Consider the following 13,286-nt stretch of genomic DNA (forward strand, 5'->3'; position numbering starts at 1 on the left):
AGCGTATCATGAACTGGAAACAAATAGTAACCATAGTAGCAGTTATTGCTTTAATGACCTATTTGTATGAGTTGCCGGTTAAAGGACTGATAAAGCCTAAAGACGAGTCTGGCCACAGTAACGGTGTAATGGCAAGTAAAAATGCCGCTGCCCGCCCTGTTACCCAGGTAAGTGTTGAAGCTATATCGGCCAGCGCCAAAGCAGCTGTAGGCCCTGCATTAGCAGGTAAAATTGCAGCTTTAGAAGATCAGTTAAGCAAAGCGCCTGAAGGAGCAGCTAAGCTGGCCGTTAAAAAGCAGCTTGCCCAACAGTGGGACGATGTAAATCAGCCCGCACCTGCAGGTTTCTACTATCTTGATCTTGCCCGTAAGAGCAACGATTTTAAAGATTGGTTAAACGCAGGTACCCGTTTTAATGATGCTTATAAATTTACACAGGATACTGCCGTACAGCCTGCTTATGTAGCCAATGCGGTAGAAGCCTTTGAACACGCACGTAAACTAAAACCCCAGGATCTGGATGCCGAAGCTGGTTTAGGTATTGCATACGTAAACGGTGGCGCGCCAAGCCCAATGCAGGGAATTGGTTTATTGCTTGATGTGGTAAAACAAGATCCGGCAAACCATAACGCTAATATGAACCTGGGCCAGTTCGCAATGAAATCGGGCCAGTATGATAAAGCGGTTACAAGGTTTAAAACGGTGATTGCACAAAAGCCAGAAGTTGAACCTTACTTTTACCTGGCAGAAAGCTATAAGCAGCTGGGTATGAAAAAGGAAGCTATTGCAGCTTATCAAAAATGTAAAGAGATGATGCCTGATCCGGCTTTCGGAGAACGCATTGATCAGTTTATCAAGGAATTAAAAGATTAATTAACAATAAAAAAAATTAGACTATGCCAAGCGGTAAAAAACGTAAGCGCCATAAAATGGCTACCCACAAACGTAAAAAACGTTTAAGAAAAAACAGACATAAAAAGAAATAAGCTACATTAGCTTTCGTTACCTGCCTTTTTCAAGGCAGGTAAATTTTTTTTGTTTTTGTTTTACCTTTTTGCGATGGAAATCGCAATATAAGAAATGGAGTAGCAGTTGGTAAAAGAATTAATTATCGATGCATCCCCAAACGGGGCTACTATTGCCTTATTACAGGATAAACAACTTGTAGAACTCCATAAAGAGCAAATCAGCAACAATTATACAGTTGGTGATATATACCTCGGCCGCATCAAAAAGATTATGCCGGGGCTTAATGCTGCCTTTGTGGATGTAGGATACGAGAAGGATGCTTTTTTGCATTATCTTGATCTGGGCCCACAGGTACAAAGCTTATTAAAACTAACCAAGCAGGTGCGCGGAGGTAGTTATCAGGCTAAATTGCTCGATAACTTTAAAGCCGAAGCTGACATCAGCAAATCGGGTAAAATATCCGATGTGGTTACCAAAAATCAGCTCATACCGGTTCAGATCGCTAAGGAGCCAATTTCAACCAAAGGGCCACGCCTCAGTTCCGACCTGTCTATCGCAGGCCGTTATGTGGTATTGGTACCCTTCTCAGAAGCTATATCTATCTCTAAAAAGATAAAAAGCAATACTGAGCGTACGCGGTTGCGCAAAATTGTAGAGAGTATTAAGCCAAAGAACTTTGGCGTAATTATCCGTACAGTTTCTGAAGATAAAGGCGTAGTAGAATTGCAGAAGGACCTGCTCGACTTAGTGTCGAAGTGGGAAACTTTTATTACAAGGCTGCCTTCAACGGAGCCTTCTAAAAAGATTTTAGGCGAGATCGACCGTACATCAACGCTATTGAGGGATATATTAAATCCCGATTTTCAGCACATCTACGTAAACGATAACTCGATCTATGAAGAGGTGAAATCTTATGTACACGAGATATCCCCTGATCTCGAAAGTATAGTTCGCCTGCACAAGCACAAGGATCCTATTTTTGAGCACCACGGTGTTGAAAAACAGATCAAATCTGCGTTTGGCAAAACTGTAAACCTGGCCGGTGGCGCATATTTGGTTATTGAGCATACCGAGGCCTTGCATGTTATCGACGTAAACAGCGGTAACCGTACTGCCAATAAAGAAAACCAGGAAGAAAATGCTTTCCAGGTTAATAAAGAAGCCGCACGCGAAATTGCCCGCCAGCTTAGGCTGCGCGATATGGGTGGTATTGTGGTGATTGACTTTATTGACATGCACAAGCCAACCAACCGCAAGGATCTTTTTGATTACCTGCGTAACGAGATGGCGCACGACCGTGCAAAGCATACCATACTGCCGCCAAGTAAATTTGGGTTGGTACAGATCACCAGGCAACGCGTTCGCCCGGAGATGAACATTGTAACCAGCGAAGTTTGTCCGGCATGCCATGGCACTGGCGTTATCAGGCCAAGTATTTTGCTGCTGGATGATATTGAAACCAATTTCAATTACATACTGGTTGAGCAAAACGAGAAAAAGATTACATTATGTGTGCACCCTTACATTGAGGCATACATTAAAAAAGGAATTTTTACACGCCAGATTAAATGGTATTTTAAATATGGCCAGTGGATAAAGGTGAAGAGCAATCCCGCCTACCAGATTACAGAGTTCCATTTCTTCAACACCAAAGACGAAGAAATTAAGTTATAATTTGGCAATTAGCTAATTCGGCAATTTGTCAATGAGAAATAGAAAGGGCTGATAGTTTACTATCGGCCCTTTCTGTTTTTACTCAAAATGGCTGTCATACTGAGCTCCGTCAAAGTATGGTGCAGAGGGCCGACGCTTATGCTTGGACGGAGCTCAGCATGACAGCCCCCTCATTTGTTACATACAATTTATACCTTTAGCAATATGAAGCATTGTATAGCAGCTCTATTTATAATATTGATTTTTGAGGGCTGCACCAAAACTCAATCACATCAAAACCAAATAACCAAAATTGAGCTGAGCAGAACCGGTGGTGAATCTGATGATGGGGCTATTATAAGTATAGATAGTAACTTGATTTGTAACTACTATGGTAGATTGGATAACAGCAAATCAGAACATTACTATTCAGGAAAGATCACAGCAGCTTTTTGGGATACCCTAAATAAAAGAGTTGAACAAACTAAGTTTAAATCTGCATCATTAAACAGTAACTCACATGTTTCCGATTCAGAGGAATTTGAGTTAATAATTCATAGCAAAACTGGGAAAAATAGATTTTTGAGAATATGGGGTCGTGAATCAGATCCTGTTTTAGAATTTATGATATGGCTTAATGGTGCTTATAAAAAGGCGAAATTAACTAAGGCTGCCGACTCAATTAAATTTGAAGCCGTTATTAGAAATCCCCCAATGCCTAAATTGGATCATGTACTTTTTCTTCCACCAAAGCCATAGAAGTTTGGCTAATTATATTAGCAAAATATTCTATCTTTAGATTTTAGAATAATTGACAAATTATCAAATCATCGAATTAGCAAATTAGAACACCTTGGCTAAAACTAAAACATCATACTTCTGCCAGAGCTGCGGTTACGAATCGGCCAAATGGCTGGGCAAATGCCCGTCGTGTCAGCAATGGAATACTTTTGTTGAAGAAATTATAGAGAAGCCCAACGCGGCTATCCCCGACTGGAAAAATACCGGATCGACCACCCAGCAACGTGCCAATAAAGCCATAGCTGTACATGATATTACCGTACACGAAGAGCAACGTTACGTTACCCCCGACGGCGAATTTAACCGCGTACTGGGCGGCGGCATTGTAGCAGGATCATTGATACTGATAGGCGGCGAGCCCGGCATTGGTAAATCGACCCTGATGCTGCAACTGGCACTTAACATGCCTAAGCTTAAGGTACTTTATGTATCTGGCGAGGAAAGTGAGAAGCAGATTAAGATGAGGGCGGAACGTCTGACTCAAGTTGAAAGTCAAAAGTCAGAAGTCAAAAGTCAAAATGAATCCGAAATTTCAAAAGGGTGTTTTATTCTGACCGAGACATCCACTCAAAATATATTTAAGCAGATAGAGCAAACAGAGCCCGATTTGGTAGTGATTGATTCGATACAGACTTTGTATTCATCCCATATCGAATCTACACCGGGGAGTGTATCTCAGGTTCGTGAATGTACTGCCGAGTTGCTGCGCTTTGCTAAGGAGAGTGGTACGCCGGTGATATTGATCGGCCATATTACTAAAGACGGTATGATAGCCGGCCCGAAAATATTGGAGCACATGGTGGATACTGTACTGCAGTTTGAGGGCGACCGCCACCATGTTTACCGCATATTGCGTGCGGTTAAAAACCGTTTCGGTTCGGCATCTGAATTGGGGATTTATGAAATGCTGGGTGTAGGCTTACGCGAAGTATCTAATCCATCAGAAATTCTTTTATCGCAGCGCGATGAGCCTTTGAGTGGTATCACAATTTCTGCCACGCTGGAGGGTATGCGGCCTATGTTGATCGAGACACAGGCGCTGGTAAGTACTTCGCCCTACGGCACCCCTCAGCGGTCGGCTACGGGCTTCGATACCCGACGTATGAATATGTTGCTGGCTGTGCTCGAAAAGCGCTGTGGCTTTAGATTAGGGGCTAAGGACGTGTTCCTGAATATAACAGGTGGTATCCGTGTAGAAGACCCCGCTATAGACCTGGGTTTGGCTGCGGCCATTATCTCCTCACATGAGGATATGCCCATCCCTGTTAAAACCTGCTTTGCAGGCGAACTGGGATTATCAGGCGAGATCCGTGCCGTTAACCGGGTAGAGCAGCGCATTGCCGAAGCACAAAAACTAGGCTTCGAACGGATTTTTATTTCTAAATATAACCTGCCATCGGCAAAACAAGATAAGCACCAGCGGATAGACTTATCGAGGTACACGATTGAGATTATACCGGTAGCGAGTATTGAGGAGGTGTTTAGTTTGTTGTTTGGATAGGTATAAAAATACGTCGTGCCGAACTTGTTTCGGCACCCCACAGGACAAGTCTGCTATTTGTTTACTGTATACTTAGCGAGTGGGGTGCTGAAACAAGTTCAGCATGACGTGGTGTATAAAAAGAAAGAGCCTTGCTTCATCAGCAAGGCTCTTTCTTTTTTTATGATTACCCCCGTATTAGTTGGCAACAACCATTTTACGGATACGGTTATTATTAGAATCAGAGATATACGGAACGCCCGATACCACTGCAACACCATTTGGCGAATTAAACTGTGCTGCGGTATTTACTCCATCAGCAAAGCCATAGGTACCAGCGGTGCCTGCCAAATCAAATAATACGCTGCTGGTTGTAGAGTTATATCTTAATACACGACCGGTAACATCAACAATATAAAGGTTATCATTAGCATCGAAGGTAATAGCAACCGGGTTACCAATTAAGCCGCTTTGTACGTTATTACCAATAATAGTTTTAACAGTACCATCAGTAGTAACTGTACGAATGGCATGATTAAAGTTATCAGCAACATATAACAGCCCTTTTGAGTTAAATGCTAATCCGGCAGGCTTGTTAAATGAAGCGAAAGTACTGGTAGAGTCAATCTGGCTATAAGCACCGCTTCCGGCCAGTGTAGTAACAGAACCTTTGGTGTTAACCTCGCGGATGCGGTTGTTGCCAACATCAGCAACAAATACGTTTCCGGTTGCATCAACTGCAATACCCTGCATATTGTTAAACGCAGCCTTAAGCGGCGATGATGAGTTAACATATCCTGGCGCGCCAATACCTGCAAGTGTAGTAGCCGTACCATCAGGCGTAATTTTTATAATCAGGTTACTGCCCTGGTCGGTTACATATACGTTGCCCGATTTATCTACCGCAATGGCATTAGGGCTCGAGAACTGCGCAATATTAGCCGGGCCATCAACATGGCCGTTAGTGCCGCTACCGCAAAAAGTAGAAACCACACCGGCAGGCGTAATTTTACGGATAACGTGGTTAAACTGATCGGCCACATACAGGTTGCCTGCAGCATCTGAGGCCATACCCAATGGGTTGTATAATTGTGCGCCTGTACCGGTGCCATTAACAAACCCGCCGCTGCCGTTACCAACAAAGGTAGTTACAGTTGCAGTAGTAGCATTAGCAGATGTGCTTGTAGTAAATTTAACCGTACCGCCATAACCTGTACCTGCAGTGCTTGTTGCATACGAACGTACATAGTAAGTTGTACCTGCCGCTAAACCGGTTATGTTGCTGGTAAAACTCGAGGTAACAGTTTCGCTGGTATGCGGATCTGAAACAGTTGGGGTTTGCGATGTTGTACTATAGCAAACACCTATAGCAGTTATAGTAGCGCTGCCAGATGATACAACCGTACCGCCGCTTGTTGCAGTAGTAGTAGTTACCCCGGCAATAATGTTATTGGTTAACATAACAGGTATAGTGGTACTATTAGAGTCTTTGCTGCAACTAAATTGAAATAATACAACGAAAATCAGAGCTGTTGTTAACGTAATTTTTACGAGTAGATTTTTCTTCACTGAGGTTATAAACTAAATTACTGAATTCAATACGGCTAAATAAATTAAATATGCCGGTTATTATGCAAAGCTACAGGATTGTATCGGTTATACAATCCTGTAACCTGCCACTTTAACTATATTTTAACATTTTTATTACCCCTTGGCCCTTTTCTTTTAGGTATTTGCTAAACGAAATCGGTTAAATGCTGTTTACTTGGGTATGAAACCGTTAATTAAGCTGATCATGTTTGTGTTGATGGCCGGTGCATCGACCACCATATTTGCCCAAAAGCATACACCCCTACCACATGGAATGATATTTGGCAGCACGCCATCTAATATAAACCAGATGCCCGCCGCTAAGCTCGAAACTTTTATGGGCAAGCGCACACGCATCAGCGTTGTTATTTATGGTAAGGTATTGCAGGTTACCAAAGAGCAAGGCGGCTGGTTTGAGATGGATGCAGGCAATGGCAAAGTAATAGCCGCTCATTTCCGCGATTACAACATCAAAATCCCTGCAGATTTAAAAGGCCGCCAGGTAATCATCGACGGTGTAGCCGAAAAACAATTCATAGCTGATGATCTGCAGCACATGGCCGGAGATACGGTACAAGGGAAAAAGCAACACCAGGTTAAAACCAACCCTAAAGAGAAGTTAACTTTTGAAGTTAAGGGGTTAATGGTGAACAAATAGTTGAGCAGACGAAGGATAAAGGACGAAAGGATAAAGGATTTAGCACGTTATTGCGAGGTACGAAGCAATCTCAGACCTACAGAGCACTGACGTAAATACAGCACAATCCGTTTTCCATTAGGAATGGTAGCGCGAGTTATTCATCGTTAGTGGATGTCACTTTCTTTTTCCGCAAAAGAAAGTAACCAAAGAAAACTCGTGGCTGCTCAATTTTCTTTCAAAGGGTGTGCTGAGGCCAGTGTTGTGCTATCCGAAAATTGAGATGCCACAATTGTTAGGTTATTTAGGGTTCATCACAGTAATTCTTACGGTGTTATTTAAGATTTGTCATTGCGAGCAATAGCGTGGACAACCGACCGGGAGGGAGCTCATTAATACCGATGAAAACAAACTACATTAATAATCTCGTAGCCAATGCTTATCGCACTGTATAGAAATAAACGACAAGTTAGTAGCTCTCAAGTAATTCATCTAATGTTCCCGGATCTTCCAAAATAGTAATAGCATGGGCCAAATCTGTTTGCCCTTTTGAAATAGCTATTGCAGCAAGTGAAATTGCAGCTAAACCTAAGTCCCAGTCGTGATTAATTAACGATTGTCCTAATGTCCCGATATCTTTCAAGGCATTGTTATAATCATGTTCAAGATCATTCGGAACTGGGATGTTATTGTGCCTTACAATTTCGATCGTGATTATCAATGATAATATATCGGCAATGATAAAATGTTTGATTTGTGCGATAGATACAAGATGGGGTACAGCATAATAAGATGCTAAATCAACGTCTCCCTGATGATGCAATTCATCAAATAGTTCATCGATGATAGTTTTGGCATCATGTATATTATCTATATGCATCAATGCTCTTAATGGAATGGAAGCATCATAGGGTATCTTATAACCACCTATTAGGAGTTTCCAACGCGAATCGTTTAGGTCTAACATATTGTTGATGAATATGAAAACAGGCTTAAATTGTATGTCTATGCGCTAATATTTGTTCAACTTTAGCCATAGCGGTTTCAAACGAGATACCATTAATCTGGTCATATTGCAATTGATGATTTTCTTCTATTACTTCAATCGTGGGTATATAACCGATCTCAGCTTCATAAGCTATCGTTTTTATATTCAAAGTCTCATCGTAAGTAGCCACAAGTGTTTGCAGCCATCCGAAATAAGGAGGTTGATTTATTCTTGTCGCGTCGTTCCAAAGATCATTTCTTAACTCAAAATTTTCTCTGCTTATGGATGTCCAGACATTAAAAATTAGATTTTCATGAAAATCAATTATGGGTATAATTAGCCTTCCCCGATGAAAGAAGTGGTCATCGATAACGCATAAGCTTTCAGTTAACTCGACTCTCGCCTCTCTTTCTTCAACAGGAACTGACAAATAATAATCCGGATAATCATTGCCAAAGCATAGCGGTATTTTGTCATAAGTTGTTCCGCAGCATTTGCAGGTATAATTCATGTTTTTCATGAGGTTTATAAAGCCTAAATTAAACAAAAAAGGACAAGAGCCTTAACCCTTGTCCTTATATCTTTCATCCTTTATCTAACAGAATTACTTGCTCAGGTACATTGATTTCTCTTTGTACAGGTGGCGGAAGTAAGGGTCTTCGAGGTTAGGGATAAAGCGGATGGCTTCGCCGGTCGATTTCATTTCCGGGCCCAGTTCTTTGTTTACTTCCGGGAATTTATCGAAAGAGAACACAGGCTCTTTAATGGCATAACCTTCAAGCTTACGTATTATGGTAAAGTCTTTCAGTTTGTTAACACCCAGCATTATTTTGGCTGCAATGTTAATGTAAGGCACATCGTAAGCTTTAGCAATGAAAGGCACCGTACGTGATGCACGCGGGTTGGCCTCAATTACGTATACTTTATCGTTTTTAATGGCAAACTGGATGTTCAGCAAGCCGCGTACATTTAAAGCACGGGCAATTTTGGTTGAGTATTCTTCCATCTGGCTGATTACGCTTTCGCTCAAATCAAACGGAGGCAATACGGCAAATGAATCGCCAGAGTGGATACCGGCAGGCTCAATGTGCTCCATCATACCAATGATGTGTACATCCTCACCGTCAGAGATCGAGTCAGATTCTGCTTCAGATGCACGGTCAAGGAAATGGTCAATCAGTACGCGGTTACCTGGTAAGTTCTTTAACAGGTTCACTACTGCTTTCTCCAGGTCTTCATCATTAATAACGATGCTCATACCCTGGCCACCCAGTACATAACTTGGGCGAACCAGTACCGGGTAACCTACTTCGTGTGCTACCTCGATAGCTTCTTCAGCAGTTTCGGCAACACCGTATTTAGGGTAAGGGATATCCAATTCTTTCAACAGGTCAGAGAAACGGCCGCGGTCTTCGGCAATATCCATATCGTTGAATGATGTACCGATAATTTTAATGCCTTGCTCGTGCAGTTTTTCAGCCATTTTCAAGGCAGTCTGACCACCAAGCTGTACGATCACACCTTCTGGTTTTTCCAGTTCGATGATGTCGCGTACATGCTCCCAGAACACCGGCTCAAAGTATAACTTATCGGCCATGTTAAAGTCGGTAGATACCGTCTCTGGGTTACAGTTAACCATAATGGCTTCGTAGCCTGCTTCTTTAGCGGCCAGTAAACCATGTACACAGCTATAATCAAACTCAATACCCTGACCGATACGGTTAGGACCAGAGCCTAATACAATGATCTTCTTTTTATCAGATACGATCGATTCGTTCTCGCCCTCGTAAGTTGAGTAGTAGTAAGGTGTTTTGGCCTGGAACTCTGCAGCGCAGGTATCAACCATTTTGTAAACACGTTTTAAGCCTAAAACTTTGCGGCGTTGGTAAACATCCTCTTCGGTAGTGTTGCCACCTAAAATCCAGGCAATTTGCTGATCTGAGAAACCTTTTTGTTTAACAGTCATGAAAATATCCTGCGGGATGTTGTTTACCGAGTAGCGGCGTAACTCATTTTCGAGGTTAACCAGTTCCTGTATCTGGTTCAGGAACCAACGATCTATCTTGGTTGCTTTACGAACTGATTCGATTGGCACACCCAGGCTCAAGGCATCATAGATGTGGAACAACCTGTCCCAGCTTGGGTGCTCAAGGCTATCCATTATTTCTTCAAGGTTGCGGCTCTGGCGACCGTCGGCGCCTAAACCGGCGCGACCAATCTCCAAACTCTGACAAGCTTTTTGCAATGCCTCGGTAAAGCTGCGGCCAATACCCATAACTTCACCTACAGATTTCATCTGCAAGCCCAATTGTTTGTTGGCGCCTTTAAATTTATCGAAATTCCAACGTGGAATTTTAACGATCACGTAATCCAAAGTTGGCTCAAAGTAAGCCGAAGTTGTTTTGGTGATCTGGTTTTCTAATTCGTCCAGGTTATAACCGATAGCCAGTTTAGAAGCTATTTTAGCGATAGGGTAACCTGTTGCTTTTGATGCCAGTGCTGATGAGCGTGATACACGTGGGTTAATCTCGATGGCAATGATAGCCTCATCAGCCGGGTTAACCGAAAACTGTACGTTACAGCCACCTGCAAAATTACCGATGGCGCGCATCATCTTAATAGCCTGGTCGCGCATTTCCTGGTAGCAGCGGTCGCTCAGGGTCATGGCAGGTGCCACGGTGATCGAGTCGCCGGTGTGGATCCCCATCGGGTCGAAGTTTTCGATAGAGCAAATGATAATTACGTTATCATTGCTATCACGTAATAACTCCAGCTCGTATTCTTTCCAGCCTAAAACAGCCTGTTCAACCAATACTTCGTGGGTTGGCGATGCTTGTAAGCCGCGGCTTAGGGCTGCATCAAAATCTTCTTTTCTGTGTACAAAGCCTGCACCTTTACCACCCAGGGTATAGCTTGGGCGTATAACCAGCGGGAAGCCGATTTCCTGTGCACCTTCTTTACCTTCTAAAAACGAGTTGGCAATTTTTGATTTGGCTACACCAACACCAATATCAACCATTAACTGGCGGAAAGCCTCGCGGTTCTCTGTTTTTTCGATGGCTGCAATATCAACACCGATAATGCGTACGCCATACTTTTTCCAAAGGCCTTGTTCATCAGCTTCTATACAAAGGTTTAATGCAGTTTGGCCACCCATGGTAGGCAATACGGCATCAATTTTTTGTTCCTGGAGTATTTTTTCGATACTCTCGGTAGTAAGCGGTAACAGGTAAACGTGATCGGCAATAACCTTGTCGGTCATAATGGTTGCCGGGTTACTGTTGATGATAGACACGGTAATGCCTTCGTCTTTCAGTGAAAGGGAAGCTTGTGAACCTGCGTAGTCAAATTCGCAAGCCTGGCCTATGATGATAGGACCTGAACCAATAATTAAGACCGATTTGATGGAGGTGTCTTTTGGCATAGTGCTTTTTTTAAGTCTTTAGTTTAAAGTTTGTGTTTTTAGTTGAAGCTGCATAAATGTTTGATTATGAACTTAAACTGCCAACTTTGAACTGATTAATACTATGCGCTGGAAGCAGGAATTCCGACTTTCAGCGTCGGGATGCAAAGATAGGACTTTATAGCTTACACGTGGGGAATATTTTGATTTTTATACTGCGGTGATAAATACAGTATTTCATTACTATATTGGCTTCATAATGTGTAGCCTATAATCGCCTTTCGGTAGCGATTTTTGGCCCCATAAAAACTAATTAAATAACCTTAATTTAAAATGCTTATGTCGACAGATCGCCGTAAATTTTTGAAGCAATTTGGCAGTGCTGTAATTTTAACCTCAGCATCGCTAAACAGCTTGGCTGCGCAGGAAGATATTGAACGAAGAATTTTACACGCCGAAAAACGCATAAGCGCCAACGATAAAATACGTATAGCCACCATTGGTATGGGTATAATGGGTTTTAATGATACCCGTGCTGCTTTAACTGTACCGGGTGTTGAACTGGTGGCCTGCTGCGATTTATACCAGGGCCGTTTGCAGCGGGCAAAAGAACTGTACCCTAATATTGATGTAACCAATGATTACCGGCAGATACTTGACCGTAAAGATGTTGATGCCGTAATTATTGCAACCAGCGATAACTGGCATAGCACCATAGCTATTGAAGCCATGCGCAAGGGCAAAGCCGTGTATAGCGAAAAACCAATGGTGCATAAGATCAGTGAGGGGTTAAACGAAATTAAAGTTCAACAGGAAACTAAGGCTATTTTCCAGGTGGGCAGCCAGCGCATCAGCAGTATTGCATTTCAAAAAGCGAAAGAGTTGTACAAGGCAGGCGAGATAGGGCAGATTAATTCTGTTGAAGCCTCATTTAACCGCCAAAGCGCATTGGGTGCCTGGCAATATACCATCCCGCTGGATGCTTCGCCGCAAACCGTAGCCTGGGATAGGTTTCAGGCAAATGATAAGGTGAAGCAGGCTTATGATAGTAACCGGTTTTTCCGCTGGAGAAATTACCGCGAGTACGGCACCGGCATAGCAGGCGATTTGTTTGTACACCTGCTTACCGGCATCCACTTTATAACAGATTCAAAAGGCCCGGAGAAAATTTGTGCGATAGGCGGATTAAACTACTGGAAAGATGGCCGCAACGTGCCTGATATTATGAGTGCTATTATCCAGTATCCTGAGACAAAAGAGCATCCCGCTTTCCAGGTTTCATTAAGGGTAAATTTTGTAAGTGGCGAGGGCGAGCATTCGTCTACCAAAATAATCGGCAGTGAGGGAGTGATTGATCTGTATGGCGAAGGAGATGGCTTTACCATCCGCAAAAATAAAATGCCAACAGCGCCGGGTATCGGGGGCTGGGATTCATTAGCTACTTACCCCGAAGCCATGCAGAAACAACTATTAGATGCCTATGGGCAAAAGTATTCGGCCGCCAGTCAGCAGGTGCCTAAACTGGCTGATATAAATTATATGGCACCGCAAGGTTACAGTGCCTCTAATGATCATTTTGCCAATTTTATGGATAGCATCCGTACCGGTAAGCCTGTGGTAGAAGATGCCACGTTTGGTTTCCGTGCCGCTGCACCTTGCCTGGCTTGTAACGACAGTTATTTCTTTAACAAGATAGTTTACTGGAACCCGGAAGAAATGTATTTGATTGAGTAAACAAATACTAACAGCCTGCGTTTTGTGCAGGC

At 42.8% G+C, this 13,286-nt stretch carries 10 protein-coding genes; 6 read left to right on the forward strand and 4 right to left on the reverse strand.

The genetic code is table 11. The features are described from left to right. Nucleotides 1-8 precede the first annotated feature (8 nt). The 4 genes from PQO05_RS01530 to radA all read left to right on the forward strand — a co-directional run bounded on the left by PQO05_RS01530 (nt 9) and on the right by radA (nt 4,923). Nucleotides 9-872, forward strand: a complete 864-nt coding sequence (locus PQO05_RS01530; RefSeq protein WP_273630873.1) for a tetratricopeptide repeat protein — start codon at nt 9-11, stop codon at nt 870-872. Nucleotides 873-1,091: 219 nt separating this feature from the next. After that, on the forward strand, nt 1,092-2,642 hold the full coding sequence (locus PQO05_RS01540) for an Rne/Rng family ribonuclease (RefSeq protein WP_273630874.1): 1,551 nt from the start codon (nt 1,092-1,094) through the stop codon (nt 2,640-2,642). Between the two features lie 204 nt (nt 2,643-2,846). Next, nucleotides 2,847-3,380 carry a hypothetical protein gene (locus PQO05_RS01545; protein WP_273630876.1) on the forward strand — a complete coding sequence of 178 codons (534 nt, stop codon included), beginning with the start codon at nt 2,847-2,849 and terminating at the stop codon, nt 3,378-3,380. A 94-nt stretch (nt 3,381-3,474) separates the two neighbouring features. After that, complete coding sequence (gene radA / locus PQO05_RS01550) at nt 3,475-4,923, forward strand: DNA repair protein RadA (protein ID WP_273630877.1); 1,449 nt, start codon at nt 3,475-3,477, stop codon at nt 4,921-4,923. 177 nt (nt 4,924-5,100) lie between these two features. Here the strand turns inward: radA and PQO05_RS01555 are convergent, their stop codons facing one another. Continuing rightward, a complete protein-coding gene (locus PQO05_RS01555) occupies nt 5,101-6,363 on the reverse strand; it encodes an NHL repeat-containing protein (protein WP_273630879.1) in 1,263 nt (420 codons plus the stop codon). A gap of 310 nt (nt 6,364-6,673) precedes the next feature. On the opposite strand from PQO05_RS01555, the gene PQO05_RS01560 reads away from it, so the two are divergent. After that, the gene (locus PQO05_RS01560; protein WP_273630880.1) at nt 6,674-7,150 is read left to right on the forward strand and encodes a DUF4920 domain-containing protein; all 477 of its coding nucleotides are present in this window, start codon (nt 6,674-6,676) and stop codon (nt 7,148-7,150) included. 448 nt (nt 7,151-7,598) lie between these two features. On the opposite strand, the gene PQO05_RS01565 is transcribed toward PQO05_RS01560, so the two are convergent. The 3 genes from PQO05_RS01565 to carB all read right to left on the reverse strand — a co-directional run bounded on the left by PQO05_RS01565 (nt 7,599) and on the right by carB (nt 11,541). Continuing rightward, nucleotides 7,599-8,096: a hypothetical protein gene (locus PQO05_RS01565; RefSeq protein WP_273630881.1), complete on the reverse strand. Its 498-nt coding sequence runs from the start codon at nt 8,094-8,096 to the stop codon at nt 7,599-7,601. A gap of 25 nt (nt 8,097-8,121) precedes the next feature. Further along, nucleotides 8,122-8,637, reverse strand: coding sequence for a DUF2199 domain-containing protein (locus PQO05_RS01570; protein ID WP_273630882.1), 516 nt, complete (start codon nt 8,635-8,637; stop codon nt 8,122-8,124). A gap of 84 nt (nt 8,638-8,721) precedes the next feature. After that, the gene (gene carB, locus PQO05_RS01575) at nt 8,722-11,541 is read right to left on the reverse strand and encodes a carbamoyl-phosphate synthase large subunit (RefSeq protein ID WP_273630883.1); all 2,820 of its coding nucleotides are present in this window, start codon (nt 11,539-11,541) and stop codon (nt 8,722-8,724) included. Nucleotides 11,542-11,859: 318 nt separating this feature from the next. On the opposite strand from carB, the gene PQO05_RS01580 reads away from it, so the two are divergent. Continuing rightward, complete coding sequence (locus PQO05_RS01580) at nt 11,860-13,254, forward strand: Gfo/Idh/MocA family oxidoreductase (protein WP_273630884.1); 1,395 nt, start codon at nt 11,860-11,862, stop codon at nt 13,252-13,254. Nucleotides 13,255-13,286: the final 32 nt, after the last annotated feature.

This window comes from Mucilaginibacter jinjuensis (assembly GCF_028596025.1).
GTDB classification, from domain to species: domain Bacteria; phylum Bacteroidota; class Bacteroidia; order Sphingobacteriales; family Sphingobacteriaceae; genus Mucilaginibacter; species Mucilaginibacter jinjuensis.